Consider the following 19,843-nt stretch of genomic DNA (forward strand, 5'->3'; position numbering starts at 1 on the left):
AGGCTGAGGGGTCAGCGTTTTGAAGATTTCTCTGAACGCAATCCAACAAATTGTAATTGTAGGGTCAGGCTAGCTTGGGCTCTCCCTCCCAGGATCGATTGATCCCTTGGCGAGAGAGTCCAAGCTAGCACGGCCCCTACAAACGGTACATCTAACAATGTATAGGGTCCAGGCTAGCCTGGACTATTTCAAGATCTGGCGCACAAAACTCTGAAGGTCCGCGACGTAGAGTTCAGGCTCTTCCCAGGCCATGAAGTGACCGCCGCGAGGAAAATCGGTAAAATGGACCAGATTGACCTGGCGCGCCGCCCACTCGCGAGGCAGTGGCGGATCATAGGGGCAATGAGCCACTGCGGCTGGAACTACTGTACTCTTACCGAGATTGCCTCCACTGGCGACGTGTGCATTGGCATAATAGGCTCCTGCCGCCGTGTTGATGGTCTCAGTGATCCAGTAGATTGTGACATTGGTTAGCAGTTCATCGGCGCTAAAGCGTGTTTTGAACTCATCCTTGCCTTTCTCGCCACTGCTGCCATAGCCGATCAGCCAGGCGGCCAGGCCGAGAGGTGAATCGTTGAGGCCATAAGCCAGGGTTTGCGGCTTGGTGGCCATGATCATGTTTACGCCGATACCCTCTTCCATAAACCACTTCTGGACCCATTGAGCCATCTCCATTTCGGCGGGCGTAAGCATTGAGAAATCGGTATTCTGATCAGGGTAGCCCACATCGGTCAGGTGAATACCGATGAGCAGCTCAGGATACTTGCGCGCCAGGGCCTGGGTGATGATGGCTCCGTGATCGCCGCCTGCCGAGACAAATTTTTCATAGCCGAGCACCTGGGTCATCAGCTTCGCGAAGAGATCGGCATTGGTATCGTCGTCCACCGTAACGCGATCCGAAAAGCCTGTGCCTGGGATAGATGGCACGATCACATCAAAGGAGGCGTTGGGATCGCCGCCGAACTTTGCGGGATCGGTTAGCCGCTCAATGACCTTGTGATAGCGATAGAATGAGTCGGGAAAGCCATGGAGCAGTAGGAGCGGCGTCGGGTTTGGTCCCTTGCCGCGCTCGTGGATGAAGTGGATGCCCACGCCATCAACATCGGTTTTGAATTGCGCAAAGCTATTCAGGGCCGCCTCGTGCTTGCGCCAATCGTATTCATGCAGCCAGTAGTTGGCGAGTTCTTTCATATATTCAAGGCTGATGCCATAAGCCCAGGAGGCTTCTGTGGCAGTACTGAGCCAGCGTGTGCGGGCTAAGCGCTCGCGCAGGTCATCAAGGGTAGCCTGGGAAATGGCGATTTTGAATGGTTGCATGCTCATGCGTTCTTCGCTCCTTTTTGAATGCCTCTTGCTTCATCTCTGCTTACAAAGAGAGTATAACCTCGAAGGAGGGCACAATCGGCCCTCGTTTCTGGTGTTTTTGTCCTACGATTGGCTTTTACACAGATCTGTACGTGCATACGCGTTTCTCCTTTGCTGGGAGTGTGATGCGTTGCTTGAAACAAAGTATAGAGGTTTGCAAGTAGGGGAACATCACCCAGATGTATGATTGAGTAGGGTGATTGGTGCTGATAGATGGGGATATCCAGTATCTCCCCAAAGATGCTGGCCAGATGGGGAGAGCTTTAAAGCAAGAGCAGCAGCCGGGCCAACGCGATGGCCTCGGCGCGGCGGTTCACACCAAGCTTGTGATAAATGTTGCTGACCTGAGTTTTGATCGTGTTGTGGGAGACAATCAATGCCTGCGCTATTTCGTTATACTTCTGTCCAGCAACTAGCAGGCGTAGTACGCGTTGCTCCTGTCCCTGTACTCTTATACTGATTTGGCTACACATACAATGAAATTGTAAGCTTTTTGCAATTTCAGAAAGGTAGTATACAATGAAAATTGCTCTATTTGGGGCCAATGGTATGATTGGCCAGCGTATCGCCCGTGAGGCGACGGAGCGCGGGCATCAGGTTACAGCTATCGTGCGCAATCCGTCGAGCTTCACTGAGTGTCTACAAAATTTATCGGTTGCTCAGGGGGACGCCAGCGATCCTGAGAGTGTCGCGAAGGTGGCGGCGGGTCATGATGTCGTAGTCAGCGCGCTGGGTCCCGCGCATGGCGTGCCGCCCGAGTCCTTTGTCGAGATGACGCGGACACTGATCGATGGCGTCAAGCGTGCGGGCGTGCATCGCCTGATCGCCGTAGGTGGCGCGGGCAGCCTGGAGGTCGCCCCGAGCGTGCAATTGATGGATACGCCCGAGTTTCCCGCCGCCTTGCAAGGGATTGCGCGTGCGCATCGCGATGCGCTCGATATGTACCTTGGCGAGAAAGACCTGGACTGGACGAATATCAGCCCGGCAGCCCTCATCGAGCCTGGACAGCGCACCGGGAAGTACCGCACTGGCAAAGATCAGCTTGTAACCAATGACAAAGGCGAGAGCCGTATCTCTGCCGAGGACTTCGCCATCGCCATCATCGACGAAGTCGAGAAGCCACGTTTCAGCCGCCAGCGCTTTACCGTTGCGTATTAAACGCAGGGTCCATGCCTTGCATAGACTGAAATAGCCGTGTACGCTAGTAGCGAGCCAACTACTGGCGTACACGGCTATTTCAGGAGGCTTAGACTAAAAACGATTTGTGTTCTGGTCGGAAGCAACGGTGCAAAGGGTCAGGGTGACCAGCGATGGGGCGCTGCTCTGCCAGGGTTGATGCCAGAGAATCTTTCCATTACGCTTGTTTATGGCGTAGAGGTTCTGTTGAAGGGAGAGGGGCGAGGGCTGTAGCGTATCCACGACGATAAGCGTGTCTTTATTGGCACTCAGGCTAAACAGGCTGGGCTGTAAGCTGTCAATGCACCAGCGATCCTTGCCTGTGGCGGTGTCAAGGGCGCAGAGAGTCTTTTGGGTTGTGCTGCCATCTCCTCGATAGCCTTTGTAGGCATATAACTCTTGCTCTGAGAGAAAGGTAAATTGCTCATAGTTGTGCTCGCGTTGCCAGCGTAGCTTACCTGTGTGTGCATCGAGCGCCATTAAGAGCATGTCCTGGTGTGACTCTGAGGCGGGATGGGCTTTGGGATTGTAAAGCTGATTCTGCCCATTGAGATACAGTGTATCACCAAGCGCCGTGACGGATGACGGTTGGTTGAACATTGATATGGGAAGCGTCCAGATGCTTTTCCCGGTCTCGGGCTGCAAGGCCTGCACGCTGGTGATAGGACTGCTCGTGGAGGGGTTAGAAGCAACCTGGTTGATAGCCAGAACGGCCTCTCTGGTGGCTATGAGCTTGAAGGTATTGCTATCGTTCGCGGTCGTGTAGGCTTTCCGCCAGAGAACCTTGCCTTGAGCGGTATCAAGCGCCGTGGCGAACCTGCGCTGGCCATTCTGGCTCTGCGCGTTTATTTCTGTTTCGACAATGTATACCGCCGTGCTCGTCGTGACAAGCCCGGAGAGAAAAGCTGGACTCTTATAGCTCCAGCGTACCTGTCCATTGCTTATTTGCAGGGCCTGAACGGTCGTTTCTGTACTCTGATAGATCGTTCCCTTGCAGAACTGCATAGTATTGAAGCCTGTTTCCTCGGTTTCGCGCTGCCAGAGCAAATGGCCGTCCCGGATATCGAGCGCCAGGAGAAGGGCACTGTGCTGGCTGCTGCTAGCGATGTAGAGTACTCCATCCACAATTCTTTGCTCGCTCGATTGATACATATCTTTCACTTTGAGTGGTTCGCGTTTCCAGCGTATATGCCCGGTGCTGGTGTCAAAGGCGGTGACATGGAGCCTGGATATGCCCTGGTTGTTATCCGCCTCTTGTGGATTCGCATCCCAGCTCACAGCATACTGAATAGTCCCCGGTTGGGAAGAAGGCGGAGGTGCCATGATACAATCTCCTGATGTTTTGTCTGGTATCTTCTGATTGGAAGTTTGCTCCTGTAATGTTGGTTTCGAGCCACAGCCCGCGAAGAAGAAACAAAGAACCAGTAACAACAAACTGCTGAGAACAATTGGATGCCTGTTTGTTTTCGAAGATACGAACGTATGACAGGACATAATGACGTCACTCCTGTAAGTAAGAAAAGTTTTATACAAGTTGTCTGTCCTTAGTGTAGGGGAAAAGTGATAAAGATAGATGGGGCATATGACCTATTTGTTCTCAATATATAGCCAACTCAATAAGTAGATTGTTGGCTTGATCTCTCGGACCCGTGGTGCTCGCCTGGGGATGATACCAAATCCGATTGATCCCTGATCGTTAAACACCTCGTTCTTTTTGCTCAGAAAAGGAAGATAAGGACTCCTGAGAAAAAGCTCATCTGTTTGTGCCAAGACCGTTGGTTTCTTGCAAGAAACAGATGAGGGAAAAGAAAACTGGCTGAGGCTCCGACGCTGGGTAGAGCCAGTTTCCTTTTGGCGAGTTTCGCCCACTAGCCGAGGCTGCTGCCTTCCCTCAAATGCTTGCGCATTGATAGACATGCAGAACGATTGCCAGGCCCACGCTAGAGGAGAAAGAAGAGGGTTATTGCAGGGATGGGAGACCTCGTTGAATCAATACCTGTGCCGCATCAATCTCCTGCTCAACCTGGATGCCCTGCAGGCACCAGGTCGCCCCGGCCTCGGCGTAGGCCCTGAGCGTTGCCCGAGCTTGGATATTGTGAACAGCATCAAAGATCGGTCCATTGGCCACAATATCGAAGTGTGAACTTTGGGTACGACGTTCATTCATCCAATGTTTGATCTGGCTTATATCTGTAGGAGTGAGTTGTGTTGGGATTCCAGAAGCCGTCAGGGTGACGGGATAGACTCCATCGAACCTCGCAGCCCTCGCCATCGGCCCTGTTCTGGGCCAAATTCCTGCCACCCAGATTGGGATCCTGGGAGCCTGAAGTGGTGGGGGAACAAACGTAATCTCTTGGACGCGGTAGTACTGGCCACTGTAGCTGAATGGTTTCCCACTCCACAAGCCCTGCAAGATTGCTAAACCTTCATCGAGCATCTTGCTACGCTTCTTCACATCGGTTTCCTCTCCAAAGGCATCGAAGCCTCTATCGTAGACAGCACCAATACCCACACCCAGGATGAGGCGCCCTTGAGAGAGATGATCCAGCGTCACGGTTTCCCGAGCCATTTTCCAGGGTCGACGACGTGGGACAGCGGTCACCAGAAGGCCAATTTTGATCCGTTTGGTTCGCATGGCAATCGCAGCCAAGGCAATCCAAGGATCACAGGTCAGACCAGCTTCGGTACCTGAGTAACTGCCAAAGTGCAAGGTATCTGGCAGAAAGAAACCGTCCCATCCTGCCTCTTCTGCAGCGTGGGCCAGCTCAGCAAGTAACCGCGCATCACTATATTTCCCTATAGTTGGGACCACGAGACCAGAGTACATAGAAGACTCCTTTACTTGACCGGTTGGTAGGAAAGGAGAACGACACCTGAAGGGAACAGCTGGGTTTGGATGCATTTGAGTGTCATCTTCTCTTTCACATCAGGCCATAGAGGCTTGCCGCTGCCTAAAACAACCGGATGGACTAAAAGTTGATATTCATCAATCAAGCCAAACTGCATAAGAGTTCGCACAATACTCAGGCTCCCATAGATCACCATGTCACGTCCAGGCTCTTGTTTCATGTCTCTGATTTCTTCTGGACGAAGCGTCTCTACCAGTCGCGAATTGATCCATTCAACATGCTTGAGCGTCTTGGAAAAAACGATCTTGTGCATCGCGTTCACTTGATGGGCATAGGCAACTTCCTCTTTTACGGCAGTGGGGTCTTGAGCTACCTTTGGCCAATGTCCTGCAAAACCCTGGTAAGTTGCCCGCCCTAGAAATAGGGTATCAGCCGTACGCATGAGATTGCTCTCATAGTTGTTCATGGCCTCATCTACTAGAAGCCACTCCATCTCGTCGTTTGGGCCAGCAACGAAACCATCAAGCGTCATCCATGCGCTGACAATGAGTTTTCTCATCCTATTCTCCTCTTGTATGAGAACGTTTTGCTTGCAAATTACAAGTATGATCAGCCTACCACCAGAGATCAAAAGAAACTTCTCTCATCTTGCTCTGTTTTGCACGTCTCTACCATGCGTGTATTCTGGCTCCCAGGAGAGTCTTTCGAGTTGTCTTGCTGTTTGCCTTGGAGAGAAATGACAACTTTGGTATGAGGTGTGGTGCTCATTGGCAGCCACTGGCTGCCAATGAGCACCACACTCTTCCCCCTGAGAAAATGTAGGAGACCCTACAATGCAATCTGGTTCTATATGCTCTTTGTCATGAAGTCGACCTGGGAGCGAACGTGCAAACCGGCGCGATGGTAGAGGTTCCAGGCTCCCGTCTGGTTGGTGGAGTCCATGTCGAGCAGGACCTCGCGGACGCCGCGACGGTAGTACTCATTAAAGGCCGTAGAGAGCAGGGCGAGGGCGATGCCTCGTTTGCGCCAGGGACGGCGTACTCCGACCTGCGAGAGATGTCCACTATGTTCCTGGGGATAGATGCGGCAGAGCGTGACGCCAACCACTTCTCCATCGGCGATAGCTACATAGAACATAGATGGGTCGGCGCTGGAGTTCTTCTCAAACATACCCTCGTACCAGTCCGCATAGAGGCGATATGGCTCGCCATCGATATCGGGAAAGGTCTCAGCAACGACATTATAAATGGCTCGCTCCTCCTGACCTGGAATGAAGGGGCGAATGATAACGCCTTCGATAGGACGGGGGGCCATAGGCGGCTCTTCAAAGAGGATACGCATACGGTAATCGCTGGATTCGACCTTGAGGCCCGCTTGCGTGAGTAGGTGAGACATATCGCGGGTAAAACTCCACGTGTAGAAGGTGCGAGGCGTCTCCGGGTAAGCGTCGAGCAAGGTGCATGCGCGCTCCTCAGCGAATTGTAGTAGATAGGCGCCGATAGGTTGCTGCTGATAGGAGAGGCGTATGGCTGTATTGGCGTCGAGCATAATCCCGCGTCTCGTTCGGGCCACACTGGTATAACCAACGAATTCGCCTGTGGGCGCCGTCACTGCCAGCGTGTCGCTCTCTAAGTTGACATCACGGTCCTGCCAGAACTCCAGCACATCAACGGCTGCGCTCTCGCTTACGCCCAGCAGTGCGAGTTCGACTTCAACGTTCATGGCCGCGATAGCCTCGGCATCCTGAAGTGTTGCCGGGCGTGTCACAAAGCCTGGGGGAAGGAGGATACTGGACATAAAGAAACTCCATTCTATAGGTTTGCTACTCTAGAGTAGCTTTGAGGGCGTGTCTTCACCCGGCGCGAGCAGGCTTTGCCGTGAGAGGTAAGAGTCGATCTGGCGGATAACAAAAAAGCCGCGAGCGTGTAGTGGAGAGGGACGCCCACGGACAAAATTAGTCAACTATGTAAATTAGGAGATGATCAACCTGAAAAAGGACATAGTGAGGCCCTGGGCGACTATGCAAGCGTTGGGTGCATAGTGGTGGTGATCTTTCGCCTTAGCCATATGTCTGTCAATGCCCTCCTTTGCTATCAAAAAGTTTTCAGGCCTCTATGTGTTCTGGAAAATCGAAGCACATAGATGAATAATACCATACTATGATTTGACAGTCTATTTGTCCTCGCTGGTGATGCATATCCCGTCCAACGGCGCTGAGCATCAAACTTTGAGACGAGAAAGGATTTCCGCGCATCTGAGTATTCCGCGCGGTGGGTTCATGCTCAACCGATCATTCACTACTACGCACCACCACGCGTTGAGCACGCATTGTGCCAGGCCCCAGCCACGTATGCGTGCCCGTTCCATGCCCAATTCCTCGCTCAGTTGAGCGACGCGCCGGGCCAGCATCTGCTCCAGGTTGGGCACCTCAAGGATGCGAGGCATGGGGTTATAGAACGAGGCTCCCACTTCATACCCAGGATCACCAACCACGCCCTTGGGATCGATAGCCAGCCATGCATCACCCGAACGCAAGATATTATGGTGCTGGAGATCGCCATGTAGCAACATGGTCTGGGGAGCCGAAGCACTTAACGTCACGAAAAGATCCATCGCCTCATCAACCAGGCGCGGCGGAAACGGACCATATCCACCAGCATAGCGTGCGCGGAGCTGCGTCAATCCTTGCCCCAATTGTTCAACCGTCGGAAAGGTATGCTCTGTGGGTGCTGGTCGCCAGAGTTGACGCATGACCCCGGCCAGAATGGATGTGGCTTGCTCATCCTGCTCCGGCACCAGTGACGCAAGCATGGTTCCCGGTTGCAAACGCTCCAGCACCATTACCTTTTGTTCCTCATCAGACTCCAGGAGACGAGCAATGCCTCGCCCATTGAAGAGGCGCAACGCGGCCAGCCCATGTGCAAACTCATCGGAAAACTCGCACGTCTTCAAGATAACTGGTGTGCCATCTGCACGTACAGCCGGCGCCACGTAGTGAAAAGAGAGATTCTCAAACGGGGGCAAGAGCTTCAGTTGCCAGCGCTCCTCGCATTCCTCCAAAAAAGATGGGAGGCGTTGAAACCAGGCATTGGCCGCCTCTGTGCCGTACACATCGCGCATAAATTGGAGAAAATCTTCAGGCAGGGCAAACATCAAAAGGACTCCTTGTATCTAGTGCATCGCATGCATCCGGCTGAGAAGAGCAGGAGCTTTTTTGTCGGAGAGAACCATGTGGAAGCGAGGCGTGCCTACGTCATATGAACCATATAGCATACCTAGAGGACAAAATCACTGGCAAATCACACATACTGAGGTTCGCTTTGAGCTTCTCAAAAAAAACTGAAGCCCCATCCTTCAAAAATCGTCATTTCAAGAAATCAACACAACGTGTATACTGTCTCCAGTTGTCATATGTGTCTATTTTGAATTGTAATGTCACTGAACAGCAAAAGTCAATAAGAGAAAAATAGAAATGAATGGCATGGCATCCTCACTACATGACGAATCGCAGCAGATGAGTTTGCGAGAACGCAAGAAACGTCTGGCTCAGGCTACCATTGAGGAGGCGGCGCTCCGACTCTTCCAGCAACAGGGGTACGAGCGCACCTCCATCCAGGACATTGCTGAGGCGGTGATGATGTCACCGCGCACCTTTTTTCGCTATTTTGCGTCTAAAGAGGAGGTGCTCTTTGGGCCAATGCACGCGGCCCTGAGTGATGGTCTCCGCTTTCTGCAGCACACTGCGCCAACGGAGTCACCGCACGCAGCACTCAGAGCGACCTTTGAGTACCTGGCCAGCCGGTATCAGCAGCAGCGGGCCAGTTTTCTGCTCCGCTATCAGGTGGCTGTGCAGACCCCCTCGATCGCCTCTGTCTATCTCTATGCCCTGATGGAAACAGAGCCAGCCCTCTGTGACGCGCTTTGCTCCCGCCTGGAATCTGCCCCAAACCGCCATGAGATTCGCTTCCTGGTAGCCATCTACATGACAGCGTTACGTGTGGCTCTTGAGGAGTGGCTGGAGCAAGAAGCGCGGGGAGATCTGGTTTCCTTGCTTCATGGGTACCTGGACGCCTTCTCGTCGCTTCCCCACCATGCCTAGACGAAAAGATCACTAGTATCCGTATAGGCCCTTATATGCCCTTGATTTTCACGGCTCTTTGTGGCATAATCGTAACGTACTGTACGTTACGATTACAGGGAGAGCGATAATGGAGCAGAGACAGAACACACGTACTCAGAAGACACGGGAGCGGCTACGCGCCGCCGCGCACCAACTCTTTCTTCAGCAAGGCTACCAGGGAACAAGTATTGAAGGCATCCTGGCAGAGGCGGGAATCTCCTCAAAGGAGACCTTCTATCGCCACTATGCCAACAAGGAGGCGCTTTTTGTGGATGTCCTGCGTCACCTGACGATGGAGATGCCGAGTTTCTCTGAGAAGCTTGAAACTCTCCCACCTGCTCATGATCTCGCATCACTACGCCAGGTTCTGGCGACATTGGCTTACGAGATACTGACTATAATCAGTCAGCCCGGCTATCTCCCTCTGCTACGCATGATTATTACGGAGATGCCGCGTTTCCCCCAGCTTGGCACGCTGTTCTTCTCGACTGTTACCCAACGAGGTATCAGTATTATTACCGCGCAGCTAGAAGCCGCCAAAGCGCAAGAAATTATCGCGGATATCGATGTAGATGCCGTGGCGTATACGTTACTTGGTGGCCTGCTGACTTATGTCGTAATGCACCGTTTGCTGGCTGGCGAGGAGGCGCAGAACTCGTCATCTGACCACGCTAACGCCATCATCGAGGTTATCATGTGTTCATTAAGGCCATAAAAGTTAGCCCTGATACTTTTTCAAGGAGGATATCATGTTTCCTGACCGGATACGCGTATTTAACAAATATGTCACAAATCGCGTCCTGCGTGGGCTTGCAATCCTTCCCTTTGGCCCTTTCGCGCTTCTTAGGCATGTTGGGCGTCGAAGCGGAAAGTCTTATGAGATAGTGATTATGGTCTGGCCGCTAAATGAGGGGTTCGTGATTGCCTTAACCTATGGTCCAAAGGTAGATTGGTACCGCAATGTGCAAGCTGCGAGAGGCTGTACTGTGTTCTGGCATAGAAAGCACTACACGCTTGAGAACCCGGAGACGCTTGATACCGAAACCGCCCTGACAGCCTTCCCTGGTTTTTTCAAAATGGTTTTACGTCGGGCTGGCCTGCACCATTTTATCTACATGAAGTCGGTTGCCTCTATGCCTGGTACTTCAAATGCTCCTGCACCTGTTGTAAAATCATAATAAGCGATATGGTATACTCTTCTTCAAGATGTATCAGACGAGCAGTCAATTGATGCTTGGAGGCAGCGAGTATGTTCCAGGTTTTCGCGGGCAGTGGCGCTCGCAAGAAGTATGCTGACGATGAGCAGCAGCGTACAGACGTCCCGGACCAGTCGGCTGACGGCGAGGTCCGGCATGTGCACATCTGTATTCTTGGTACGGGCTTCTCTGGATTAGGCATGGCCATTCGGCTGAAGCAACGCGGGTACAAAGATTTTGTTGTGCTGGAGAAGGCGGAGGATATTGGCGGCACGTGGCGCGACAATACCTATCCGGGCTGTGCCTGCGATATCCCTTCGCACCTGTATTCCTTCTCCTTTGCCCTCAACCCAAATTGGAGCCATATGTACTCGCCCCAGCGCGAGATTCAGGCGTATTTGTGCGACTGTGCGCAGCGTTTTGGCATTCTGCCGCATATCTGGTGGAACAACGAGCTTCGCGACGCTTCGTGGAGCGATGATGAGCAACGCTGGCATATCACGACCTCGCAGCGCGAGTTTACTACCGATATCCTCATTCTCGGCAATGGTCCACTCAGCGAGCCTGCGCTCCCACATATCTCTGGTATTGAGAACTTTGAGGGTGAGATCTTCCACTCAGCGAAGTGGCGCCACGACCTGGACCTTACAGGCAAGCGCGTAGCTGTAATTGGTACCGGAGCCTCGGCCATTCAGTTTGTACCCCAGATTCAGCCGAAGGTCGCGCACCTGGCCCTCTTTCAGCGCACACCGCCCTGGATCGTTCCGCGCCTGGATCATCCCATCTCAGAGGAGAAGAAGCGTCTGTATCGCCTCCTCCCCTTCACGCAGCGCTTTGTACGCACTCGCATCTACCTGCGCCAGGAATTGACCGCGTTGGGCATGGTCTACAATCAGAAGGCGATGGAGAAAGGGATGCAGTTTGCCCGCGAGCACCTGGCGCGGCAGGTAGCCGATCCAGAGCTACGGGCGAAACTCACACCTCACTACGCCATGGGTTGCAAGCGTATCCTGGTCTCAGACGACTTCTATCCAGCGGTCGCTCAACCCAATGTTGAGGTTGTCACCGAGCATATTCGCGAGGTCCGAACCCGAAGCGTGATCACTGAGGACGGCCAGGAGCACGAGGTCGATGTCATCATCTGCGGCACCGGCTTCCATGTCACTGATGCACGGCTGCCTCAATGTGTGCGTGGGCGCGGTGGTCAGACGCTAGCTGACGCCTGGAGCGAGAGCATACATGCCTACATGGGTACGGCTGTTCCTGGTTTTCCCAACCTCTTCCTGCTAATTGGTCCCAACACAGGCCTGGGCCATAACTCTATGGTCTACATGATCGAGTCGCAGCTCAGCTACCTGCTCGACTGTTTCAAAACGATGGAGCGCAAGCAGGCGCAGGTTGTCGAGATCCGGTCCGAGGTCGAGGCCGCTTACAACGACGAGGTGCAGCAGCGGATGCAGAAGACGGTCTGGGCCTCTGGCTGTGTAAGCTGGTACCTGGATGCCAGGGGGCGCAATACCACGCTCTGGCCCGGCTTCACTTTTGAGTTCCGCCGCCGCACGCGCCGCTTCGACCGCCAAAACTACGACCTGCTGCCACAATATATTCCTCTCACAACTTGAAAGATTAGGTAAATGATATGCATGAGCAACAGGCCTGCGGTCCGTTGTCTATGCATATCATTTATTCTCTGAGCGCCGCAGGCGCGAAGATTCCCTCGCACGGCTTGAAACTGAGAAAGAAACTATGCTATCCTATTAGCATGAAACGTCGTTCTTCAAACAGGAAAGGAGGGGAATTGTATGAATACCATTCACATCTCGTGGAGGCCGTACACCTTGCCTTTCATTCTGCTCATCAAACCCATTGCTTGAATGTCCCCAAGGTGTACCATCCTCCATTTTTGTAACAAGCAATTCACAATCATACATGCTAATTGTGCGTAACAAACTACGCCATGAAAATGTGAGGAGAATCATAGATGATCGAGCACCCTTCTACGCTTGCACCTTTCTACCAGGGCTGGGATGTCTACCAGCAACACCTTGTCAAAGCCATTGCCCCGCTCACCTCTGAGCAGCTTGCCCTGCGTGTCGCGCCTCACCTGCGTGATATAGACACGCTAATGCGCCACATTATTGGCGCTCGTGCCCGCTGGTCCTACTATGTGTTGCAAATAGGTGATGAGCGGCTTCGCACCATTGGAGAGTGGGATCGTCCCACTCAGCCTGTAAGGTCTGCCGCCGAACTGGTGAGCGGTCTGGAGATAACCTGGCAGATGCTTCAAAATGCACTCGAACGTTGGACGCCCGCCGACCTGCAAGAGATTTTGCGCGATGTTGACGAGGACACTCAAGATGAGGAAACCTTCACGCGACAGTGGGTCATCTGGCACCTGATCGAGCATGACATACATCATGGCGGTGAACTCTCCTTCGCACTAGGCGTGCATCAGATTCCCGCAATCGATCTCTAGCCTCGAAGAAAGAGGCTAACCAACAAAGAAAGCGGAGATGATCGAGTATCCATTTTGTATAAGCAACCATCACAAAGTATCATCATCTCTTGCATATCTCAAGCAGATAGAGTAAACTTGGATGTATGAAGTTATCGAGTTATGCCAAGAAGATTGGGATCAGTTATAACAGCGCCTGGCGTATGTGGAAACGCGGCCAGATTCCCGGCTATCAATTGCCCACCGGCACCGTGATCATTGATCCGCCGGAGCTTCGCTCGGTTCCGGTCCACGCCGTCGCTGTGTATGCTCGTGTTTCAAGCAGCGAAAACAAAGACAACCTGGAAAGGCAAGCCGAGCGGCTGGTGACCTGGTGCAATGCCCAAGGCTGGTCGGTCAGCAAAGTCGTCAAAGAGTGCGGCAGTGGCATCAACGATCAGCGGCCCAAGTTTCTGGCGCTGCTGGCAGATCCCAAAATCGGGCAGATCGTGGTTGAACACAAAGATCGCGCTTCTCGCTTTGGCGTGGCCTATATTCAGACCTTGTTGGCTATGCAAGGACGGAAACTGGTCATCGTCAACACAGCTGATACCGCCGAAGATGATCTCATGGGCGATTTTATCAGCATCATTACCTCGTTTTGCGCTCGTCTTTATGGTCGCAGACGAGCCAAACGCAAGACGGAACAAGTGCTAGCGGCTTTGCAGCAGAATGGACCCGCCCGTGAGCAAGAAGCCCCAAAAAGCCTCGCTTGATGAGAAAAAAAAGCGCAAGCGCAAAAAGAAGACGAAGCAGACCATCACTCGAGCGGTGACCCATATCCCTCTCATTGAGGCCAATCCTGGCAAACTTGAGGCGCTCGATCAGCTTGTGGCGGTTTACTTGCCGCTGTGCCAACAGTACACCACCCTGTTTTGCGAGGCCGAGACAAGCCCGGACAAGTACCAAGAAACCGTCTTCAAAACCGATCTTTCCGACCGCTTGCATCGAGTGGCGATACAGCAAGCCGCAGGCATTGCCAAAAGCTTTCGCACTAATCGAGCGAACGCCTATCAGGCGTACCTGGAAGATGTGGCTGATTACGCTCAGGCCAAGGCCAAAGCTCAGGCGGAAGGCCGGATGCCCGCCTTCAAACGCCGCGAACCGACCTGGACCGAATGGGATCTCCCTGTGCTGCGTGTGCCAGTCATCCAAGCCAATGTCAACGTGGTGGTGGTCGAGAAGTCGGAGGACTCCACGTTCGACTACTGGCTGCGCGTGTCCACCTTAGATTTCGGGAATCCGCTTCGAGTCCCAGTCAAACTCGCCTCCTATCACAAACGAGCACTCGAAGGCCGCACGCTCAATGCATCCACAACACTTCACAAGCGCAATGGAGTCTGGTGGCTGACGCTCTCCTTTGACGAGGACGTTCCTCTTCAAACCAAGCCTGACGCCCCTACAGTAGGCGTCGATGTGGGCATTGCCCATTTCCTCACGACCTCCACCAATAAAGAGTATGGCAGTTTTCATGGCAAGATGGCCCGACAGCACAAGCACGATCGGGAAAAGCGTCGCCGCAAGGCGAAACTGCGAGCCTGTCTGGAAAAGAAAGGCGTCCCAAAGGGCAAGCTTCCTTCGACACGTTCTGAAACGTCGCAACGCTTGAGCCGTCACGTCAAGCAAGAGATCAACCGGGCGGTCAATGAGTTGGTCAAAGATCATCCAGATGCCAGACTCATTTATGAGGACCTCAATGTGGCCTCGATGCGCTTCAAAGCAAGGGTGATGAACAGTTATCTGTATGCTTCTCACCTGGGGCATATCCCAGAGCAGCTGGCCTGGGCCGCCGCCAAACAGGGCATGGCAGCCCACACGGTCCGAGCCGCCTATTCCTCTCAGGAATGCCCCCGCTGCCATTATGTCGATCGCGCTAATCGGCCGAACCAGAAAACCTTCAAGTGCCTGGTCTGTGGTTACGCAGACCAGGCCGACCGCAAAGCCGCACAGACGCTCGCGGGACGCTGGGGGGATCGGAAACTGGCGGCATGTCGCTCGACCTCGGAGGTCAAGGCGCTCCTCATGACGCGGCATGAAGCGTGGAAACAGCAGAATCAGCAGAGGATTCAGGATGCCGGGCCTCCCGTCCAGTTGAGCTTCTGGGATCCCCAGAGATGTTCCTGGAATCATCTCACGAGTGAACATCTCTCAGTAGAGAGGGGTGCATAGGATGCTCGTAGTGCATCCTCCCGCCTAGTCCGCTGTTTGGTAAACAGGCGTAGGTTAAAGTGAGAAGGATAATCATTGCAATAGATGGTTATCCTTTGATCAACTATTGCCCGAACACCCCCGCTTTCTTTGTATCTATTTCCTCTTGACTCTCACCTTACTTGAGAGTGTATGCTCTGGCTGGAGGTTCTCAATAAGAAGAATGATAGCAAGGAGTATGCTCAAAATCGGCGAGTTCGCTCGCGTAGGCCAGGTGTCCATCGCGACGCTGCGCCACTATGACCAGCTTGGTCTGCTCAAGCCCTCGGCGCTGGACCCCGAGTCCAGCTATCGCTACTACTCACTGGACCAGCTTCCACGCTTAAACCGTATCCTCGCACTCAAAGACCTAGGCTTTCCCCTGGAACAGATCGCGCAACAGCTAGAGGAGTCACTTCCACTGGAGGTGCTACATGGTATGTTCAGGCTCAAGCAGGCCCAGACGCAGCAGATTATTGATACCGAGCAGGCCCGCCTGGCACGTATCGCCGCCCGCTTGCGCCAGATTGAACAGGAGGAGAATATGCCAGACTATGAAGTACGCTTAAAACAGGTCGATCCGCTGCTTGTGGCCTCAACCCGAGGTCTCGTAGCGCTTGGAAGTAACTTTGCGGAGCCACGGACGCGCCTTCAGTCCTACCTGGAGCAGCAAGAGATAGCACATTCTGGTCCAGATATGCTGCTCTGGTACTCGCGCCATGAAGCGCGTGAGGACGGGCTATACGCGGATGTAGAGTTTGCCACGCCTTTGCGCAGGCTCCTTCCCGGCAATGAGCACATTACCGTCCACACGCTGCCCGAGCATTTGATGGCCTGCACCGTTTTCACCGGTGATGTCCTTGCCAGCGGCCAGGCCTTTGCCGTCCTGCATCGCTGGCTGGATGATAACAGCTATTGGCTCGTAGGGCCGCCGCGCCAAATCTACCTGCAAGGCCTGCACCAGGATGTATCTGTCGTCGAGGTTCAATTTCCAGTCGGGAGATAGGGTGAGGTGAGTGCTATGTATGTACGTGCCTCCGTGTCAGTGGAGGTACGTACATACATAGCGCCGGACTAGCTCTCCTGGGGAGGCACTTCATCGCGTGAAGATCTGGCTGATGGGGTGGTATTATAGGAACCTTTATGGAAATCTTCGAAATCTTCAGTGGTGCGTGCCTCTTCCTGGGGAGCAGGTTCGATTGGGGGTTCCTCAACGGGTGGCGTGGTATAGTTGGGAGATGGCTCTACATACTGTTCCTGGAGAGGAGTCTCATCATAATGAGGTGCCACAGCTGCCGCAGGCACGACATAGTCGCGTGGCTGGCGCACAAAGATCTTGCCAATGGCCCCTCCGATAACTCCCAGCACTGCACCGATGCCCAGCCAGAGCAAGACCAGAATCACGTTGGCGATGACCAGGCCTGTGAGACCAATCTGGCGCGTCGCGTTGGCCTGGATGCTCTGGATAGAGACCTGGACGCCCTGCTGTGCCAGGGCGTCCTGTGCCTGTCTGGCTGATTCTGGTGAGACCTGGGTGGGCGCGTTGGTAAGGTAGAGAATAATGATATAGATTGCCAGGCAGAGGCCAACCAGAAAGCCGCTCCATAGGCCTGAGAGCGTGCCTGTACCCAGATGTCCTGAGCGCAGAGTTCCCACGAGTCCAGCCAGCAGAGGCGTGCCAAACAGGGCGAAGAGGATCAACCAGGTCGCGATCTGGCTAAACTCGCTGGTGCCAGAGATGTTATGGAACCCGCTGACGATGCCGATGCCAAAGATAATGATGGCGCCAAGAATGGCTAACGATAAGCCGCTTGTGGGAGCGACGCCGCGTTTCCTGCTCACTGGCAGAAACGATGAGGGAGTATTTGTCTGTTGCATATATGGCCCCTTCCGTGATTACATATACTATGCTGCATATATAATCACGGATGAGCCGAGAACTTAATATACAACTTCACGCCGCTGCGTGGCTCGCACTCACTTACCTGGCGACCTGGTGTAGCCTGGCTAGCGCTCTTACTGGGAAGGTTCCGGCGCCTTTGAATTTTGGCGGAAGGGCGCTAAAGGTGAAGCCTTCATCCGGCAGCTGCTGGAGATTGCACAGGTGCTCAACAATCAGAACCTCGGCCCCCAGAAGCTGGGTATGCACGGGTCGTTCTCCGCCCCTGGTATCATCGATATTTACGGAGTCGATGCCAACCAGCTTGACCCCACACTCGACGAGATAGAGCGCGGCATCCTCTGTCAGGTGGGGATGGTGCTCAAAATACTGTTCTGTGTTCCAGTAATTGTCCCAGCCGGTATGCACCAGCACCGCCCGCCCTCGGAGTTCCTTGCCACGAAAGAAGTCGGCGTTGATGGCAAATGTCTCTTTATGATCGACGCGGATAACAATACCTTCCAGGTCCGCGAGCCTCTCTACACCGACTTCCGAGAGGTCCTTCCCATGCTCATAGCGGTGAAAAGGGCAATCCAGATAGGTTCCGGTGTTGGTCACCATCTCGATCTTACCAATCTGAAACTCAGTCCCGCTGGCATACTGCTTTTTGGATTCCTCGCGGCTCAAATAATCGCAGATAATGGGAGCAGGCAAACCCTTATAGGTGACCAGGCCATGTTCAATGATATGGCTCAAGTCTATTAGCCTCTCTGTCCCGGTCTGGATATTGATGGGAGTGCGTTTGTGCTGTTCTGTTAGAATGGTTTTATTAAGAATCTTGACCCTTCCCACCATGAGTAGACGCATATCGCTAACAAGATAGTCAGCGAGTTCCTGGTCGCTTATATTATCGCCCGTGATATCCAGGCGGAAGTCCTGTCCCTGGATGCCGCCGCCATTGGTAAACTCGATTTCGAAATCAAATTGAACACGTTTATCCATAAAGCTCTTTCCTTGCCAGGTATCTTCTACTCAGGACTACTCACCGCTTATGAAGTTTCGTCCATGAGAGAGCCTGTGTCCTTTTTTGAAGAGAAATATAATAACCATAGTTTAAGAGAGGTATGTGAGCCTGTCAATGAAAAGTTATTGATGAAAAATATCGAAAAAGATGATAACATAAAAAAAGAAGAAGATCTGATGCAAGGTACATTTGGCAGTGAAAGGGGATGCTATGTCTGAAATTGATAATACACATGCTAAAACTCCAGAGGCAATTGGTAAAGTAACTACTGAAGAACAATTGCAAGCAGTAACTGTGGGGGAACGCAAGCCTCTGAATGGATCTGTGACAATTGCAGACTATGACCCAGCCTGGCCTGAACTCTTTGAGCGCGAGGCTGAGAAGATCAGGGCTGCGCTTGGCGAGCGAATTGTGCTGCTGAAGCATGCCGGCTCGACCTCGGTGCCAGGACTGGCCGCCAAGCCAATCTTAGATATCTTGCTGGTAGTGCCGAACTCGGCGGATGAAGCCGCCTATGTTTCGGCCCTGGAGGGCGCGGGCTATGTGTTACGGATTCGTGAGCCAGAATGGCACGAGCACCGTATGCTTAAAGGGGACAATCCAGCCGTTAACCTCCATGTCTTCTCACCTGGCTGCCCAGAGGTTGAGCGTATGCTCCTCTTCCGTGATTGGATCCGTCGCAATGAGGCTGACCGACTGCTATATGAGCATACCAAGCGCGAGCTTGCGTGTAAGACCTGGAAGTATACGCAGAACTACGCCGACGCCAAAACATTGGTCGTCGAGGAAATTCTCGCCCGCGCTGTTAAAGAGGCATAGGATCTGGCAGTTAACACTCAAGACTTGACACTCTTCTCTCTTCTGTATATAATAATGACTGACTAAGTCAGTCATTATTGGAAAGAGGGAGGAGGCACTCTTATGCCTCGGTCAGAGGAAGCCAAACAACGTCTGCGTGATGAGCAACGAGCGCATATTCTAGAGGCTGCCAGGCGCGTCTTTGCGCGCAAGGGACCGGCTGCAACTATGGATGATATCGCCACTGAGGCCTCGGTCAGCCATGGACTGGCCTATCGTTACTTCACGAGCAAGGATATAATCCTGCACACAATAGCTGAGCAAGCCTTTCAAGCCAACCCCTTAACGGTGGTGCAGGAGCTGGATAAGACGAAGACCCCAGGAGAGCGTTTGAGGGTGTTGTTGACAGGGCTTATAGAAAGCAGGCGCCACCCCGAGTACCACCAGCTCTTAGATCGTATGCGCAACTCTGAGGCCACGCCGGAGGAGCTACGGGAGCTCGTACATAAGCGCGCGCATGCCTTACGTGGCGTGATCAGGCAGGGCATCATCGAGGGACAGGCGAGCGGTGAGATCGTGGCAGGCGATCCAGATCAATTGCTGAGAGCTATCTACGCGTGTCTTGATGGCCTTACCCACTGGGCTGAGTATTATCCAGAAGAATACATCGAGCACTTCCCTGCTGCAGAGATCTTCTGGCGTATGCTCAAGCCCGAGAACCCTGTAAAAGAATGATTCTCACTAGATAGAAGGGG

At 53.2% G+C, this 19,843-nt stretch carries 20 protein-coding genes and 1 pseudogene; 12 read left to right on the forward strand and 9 right to left on the reverse strand.

Annotated features, from left to right (window positions below; genetic code table 11):
* Nucleotides 1-183 precede the first annotated feature (183 nt).
* Both JMJ04_RS28180 and JMJ04_RS28185 read right to left on the reverse strand, forming a co-directional pair.
* A complete protein-coding gene (locus tag JMJ04_RS28180; RefSeq protein WP_201373738.1) occupies nt 184-1,323 on the reverse strand; it encodes an epoxide hydrolase family protein in 1,140 nt (379 codons plus the stop codon).
* A 305-nt stretch (nt 1,324-1,628) separates the two neighbouring features.
* Entirely contained in the window at nt 1,629-1,838 is a 210-nt protein-coding gene (locus tag JMJ04_RS28185) for a response regulator transcription factor (RefSeq protein ID WP_201373739.1), read from the reverse strand.
* Between the two features lie 46 nt (nt 1,839-1,884).
* Between JMJ04_RS28185 and JMJ04_RS28190 the strand changes: the two genes are divergently transcribed.
* Nucleotides 1,885-2,523, forward strand: coding sequence for an NAD(P)-dependent oxidoreductase (locus JMJ04_RS28190; protein ID WP_201373740.1), 639 nt, complete (start codon nt 1,885-1,887; stop codon nt 2,521-2,523).
* Between the two features lie 93 nt (nt 2,524-2,616).
* Here the strand turns inward: JMJ04_RS28190 and JMJ04_RS28195 are convergent, their stop codons facing one another.
* The 5 genes from JMJ04_RS28195 to JMJ04_RS28215 form a co-directional block, all read right to left on the reverse strand.
* Nucleotides 2,617-3,864 (reverse strand): outer membrane protein assembly factor BamB family protein, encoded by a 1,248-nt coding sequence (locus JMJ04_RS28195; RefSeq protein WP_201373741.1) that lies wholly within the window; start codon nt 3,862-3,864, stop codon nt 2,617-2,619.
* A gap of 637 nt (nt 3,865-4,501) precedes the next feature.
* Complete coding sequence (locus JMJ04_RS28200; RefSeq protein WP_201373742.1) at nt 4,502-5,368, reverse strand: LLM class flavin-dependent oxidoreductase; 867 nt, start codon at nt 5,366-5,368, stop codon at nt 4,502-4,504.
* 11 nt (nt 5,369-5,379) lie between these two features.
* Complete coding sequence (locus JMJ04_RS28205) at nt 5,380-5,949, reverse strand: dihydrofolate reductase family protein (RefSeq protein WP_201373743.1); 570 nt, start codon at nt 5,947-5,949, stop codon at nt 5,380-5,382.
* A gap of 287 nt (nt 5,950-6,236) precedes the next feature.
* Nucleotides 6,237-7,187 (reverse strand): GNAT family N-acetyltransferase, encoded by a 951-nt coding sequence (locus tag JMJ04_RS28210; protein ID WP_201373744.1) that lies wholly within the window; start codon nt 7,185-7,187, stop codon nt 6,237-6,239.
* Nucleotides 7,188-7,610: 423 nt separating this feature from the next.
* Entirely contained in the window at nt 7,611-8,543 is a 933-nt protein-coding gene (locus tag JMJ04_RS28215; protein WP_201373745.1) for an aminoglycoside phosphotransferase family protein, read from the reverse strand.
* A gap of 328 nt (nt 8,544-8,871) precedes the next feature.
* Between JMJ04_RS28215 and JMJ04_RS28220 the strand changes: the two genes are divergently transcribed.
* The 8 genes and pseudogenes from JMJ04_RS28220 to JMJ04_RS28255 all read left to right on the forward strand — a co-directional run bounded on the left by JMJ04_RS28220 (nt 8,872) and on the right by JMJ04_RS28255 (nt 16,393).
* Nucleotides 8,872-9,489 (forward strand): TetR family transcriptional regulator, encoded by a 618-nt coding sequence (locus JMJ04_RS28220; RefSeq protein ID WP_236038446.1) that lies wholly within the window; start codon nt 8,872-8,874, stop codon nt 9,487-9,489.
* A gap of 109 nt (nt 9,490-9,598) precedes the next feature.
* The gene (locus JMJ04_RS28225) at nt 9,599-10,225 is read left to right on the forward strand and encodes a TetR/AcrR family transcriptional regulator (RefSeq protein WP_201373747.1); all 627 of its coding nucleotides are present in this window, start codon (nt 9,599-9,601) and stop codon (nt 10,223-10,225) included.
* 34 nt (nt 10,226-10,259) lie between these two features.
* The gene (locus tag JMJ04_RS28230) at nt 10,260-10,688 is read left to right on the forward strand and encodes a nitroreductase family deazaflavin-dependent oxidoreductase (protein WP_201373748.1); all 429 of its coding nucleotides are present in this window, start codon (nt 10,260-10,262) and stop codon (nt 10,686-10,688) included.
* Nucleotides 10,689-10,759: 71 nt separating this feature from the next.
* The gene (locus tag JMJ04_RS28235) at nt 10,760-12,328 is read left to right on the forward strand and encodes a flavin-containing monooxygenase (protein ID WP_201373749.1); all 1,569 of its coding nucleotides are present in this window, start codon (nt 10,760-10,762) and stop codon (nt 12,326-12,328) included.
* Between the two features lie 359 nt (nt 12,329-12,687).
* On the forward strand, nt 12,688-13,182 hold the full coding sequence (locus tag JMJ04_RS28240) for a DinB family protein (RefSeq protein ID WP_201373750.1): 495 nt from the start codon (nt 12,688-12,690) through the stop codon (nt 13,180-13,182).
* Nucleotides 13,183-13,307: 125 nt separating this feature from the next.
* Nucleotides 13,308-13,916, forward strand: coding sequence for an IS607 family transposase (locus JMJ04_RS28245; RefSeq protein WP_201373339.1), 609 nt, complete (start codon nt 13,308-13,310; stop codon nt 13,914-13,916).
* Nucleotides 13,873-15,341, forward strand: a pseudogene (locus JMJ04_RS28250) (RNA-guided endonuclease InsQ/TnpB family protein). The gene JMJ04_RS28245 and the pseudogene JMJ04_RS28250 overlap by 44 nt, the downstream one beginning before the upstream one ends.
* Before the next feature lie 245 nt (nt 15,342-15,586).
* Complete coding sequence (locus JMJ04_RS28255) at nt 15,587-16,393, forward strand: MerR family transcriptional regulator (protein WP_201373751.1); 807 nt, start codon at nt 15,587-15,589, stop codon at nt 16,391-16,393.
* Between the two features lie 68 nt (nt 16,394-16,461).
* Here JMJ04_RS28255 and JMJ04_RS28260 read toward each other — a convergent pair whose 3' ends face one another.
* Both JMJ04_RS28260 and JMJ04_RS28265 read right to left on the reverse strand, forming a co-directional pair.
* Nucleotides 16,462-17,265: a hypothetical protein gene (locus JMJ04_RS28260; RefSeq protein ID WP_201373752.1), complete on the reverse strand. Its 804-nt coding sequence runs from the start codon at nt 17,263-17,265 to the stop codon at nt 16,462-16,464.
* 103 nt (nt 17,266-17,368) lie between these two features.
* On the reverse strand, nt 17,369-18,268 hold the full coding sequence (locus tag JMJ04_RS28265; protein ID WP_201373753.1) for a cyclase family protein: 900 nt from the start codon (nt 18,266-18,268) through the stop codon (nt 17,369-17,371).
* 63 nt (nt 18,269-18,331) lie between these two features.
* Between JMJ04_RS28265 and JMJ04_RS28270 the strand changes: the two genes are divergently transcribed.
* The 3 genes from JMJ04_RS28270 to JMJ04_RS28280 all read left to right on the forward strand — a co-directional run bounded on the left by JMJ04_RS28270 (nt 18,332) and on the right by JMJ04_RS28280 (nt 19,823).
* Nucleotides 18,332-18,508 carry a hypothetical protein gene (locus tag JMJ04_RS28270; protein WP_201373754.1) on the forward strand — a complete coding sequence of 59 codons (177 nt, stop codon included), beginning with the start codon at nt 18,332-18,334 and terminating at the stop codon, nt 18,506-18,508.
* Nucleotides 18,501-19,109, forward strand: coding sequence for a GrpB family protein (locus JMJ04_RS28275; RefSeq protein WP_201373755.1), 609 nt, complete (start codon nt 18,501-18,503; stop codon nt 19,107-19,109). The genes JMJ04_RS28270 and JMJ04_RS28275 overlap by 8 nt, the downstream gene beginning before the upstream one ends.
* A gap of 102 nt (nt 19,110-19,211) precedes the next feature.
* Nucleotides 19,212-19,823, forward strand: a complete 612-nt coding sequence (locus JMJ04_RS28280) for a TetR/AcrR family transcriptional regulator (RefSeq protein WP_201373756.1) — start codon at nt 19,212-19,214, stop codon at nt 19,821-19,823.
* Nucleotides 19,824-19,843: the final 20 nt, after the last annotated feature.

This window comes from Ktedonobacter robiniae (assembly GCF_016587375.1).
GTDB lineage: Bacteria > Chloroflexota > Ktedonobacteria > Ktedonobacterales > Ktedonobacteraceae > Ktedonobacter > Ktedonobacter robiniae.

Coding starts and splice junctions, on each gene's coding strand:
- JMJ04_RS28180 (WP_201373738.1), bottom strand. CDS start 1,323: ATGAGCATGCAACCATTCAAAATCGCCATTTCCCAGGCTACCCTTGAT.
- JMJ04_RS28185 (WP_201373739.1), bottom strand. CDS start 1,838: ATGTGTAGCCAAATCAGTATAAGAGTACAGGGACAGGAGCAACGCGTA.
- JMJ04_RS28190 (WP_201373740.1), top strand. CDS start 1,885: ATGAAAATTGCTCTATTTGGGGCCAATGGTATGATTGGCCAGCGTATC.
- JMJ04_RS28195 (WP_201373741.1), bottom strand. CDS start 3,864: ATGGCACCTCCGCCTTCTTCCCAACCGGGGACTATTCAGTATGCTGTG.
- JMJ04_RS28200 (WP_201373742.1), bottom strand. CDS start 5,368: ATGTACTCTGGTCTCGTGGTCCCAACTATAGGGAAATATAGTGATGCG.
- JMJ04_RS28205 (WP_201373743.1), bottom strand. CDS start 5,949: ATGAGAAAACTCATTGTCAGCGCATGGATGACGCTTGATGGTTTCGTT.
- JMJ04_RS28210 (WP_201373744.1), bottom strand. CDS start 7,187: ATGTCCAGTATCCTCCTTCCCCCAGGCTTTGTGACACGCCCGGCAACA.
- JMJ04_RS28215 (WP_201373745.1), bottom strand. CDS start 8,543: ATGTTTGCCCTGCCTGAAGATTTTCTCCAATTTATGCGCGATGTGTAC.
- JMJ04_RS28220 (WP_236038446.1), top strand. CDS start 8,872: ATGGCATCCTCACTACATGACGAATCGCAGCAGATGAGTTTGCGAGAA.
- JMJ04_RS28225 (WP_201373747.1), top strand. CDS start 9,599: ATGGAGCAGAGACAGAACACACGTACTCAGAAGACACGGGAGCGGCTA.
- JMJ04_RS28230 (WP_201373748.1), top strand. CDS start 10,260: ATGTTTCCTGACCGGATACGCGTATTTAACAAATATGTCACAAATCGC.
- JMJ04_RS28235 (WP_201373749.1), top strand. CDS start 10,760: ATGTTCCAGGTTTTCGCGGGCAGTGGCGCTCGCAAGAAGTATGCTGAC.
- JMJ04_RS28240 (WP_201373750.1), top strand. CDS start 12,688: ATGATCGAGCACCCTTCTACGCTTGCACCTTTCTACCAGGGCTGGGAT.
- JMJ04_RS28245 (WP_201373339.1), top strand. CDS start 13,308: ATGAAGTTATCGAGTTATGCCAAGAAGATTGGGATCAGTTATAACAGC.
- JMJ04_RS28255 (WP_201373751.1), top strand. CDS start 15,587: ATGCTCAAAATCGGCGAGTTCGCTCGCGTAGGCCAGGTGTCCATCGCG.
- JMJ04_RS28260 (WP_201373752.1), bottom strand. CDS start 17,265: ATGCAACAGACAAATACTCCCTCATCGTTTCTGCCAGTGAGCAGGAAA.
- JMJ04_RS28265 (WP_201373753.1), bottom strand. CDS start 18,268: ATGGATAAACGTGTTCAATTTGATTTCGAAATCGAGTTTACCAATGGC.
- JMJ04_RS28270 (WP_201373754.1), top strand. CDS start 18,332: ATGAGAGAGCCTGTGTCCTTTTTTGAAGAGAAATATAATAACCATAGT.
- JMJ04_RS28275 (WP_201373755.1), top strand. CDS start 18,501: ATGTCTGAAATTGATAATACACATGCTAAAACTCCAGAGGCAATTGGT.
- JMJ04_RS28280 (WP_201373756.1), top strand. CDS start 19,212: ATGCCTCGGTCAGAGGAAGCCAAACAACGTCTGCGTGATGAGCAACGA.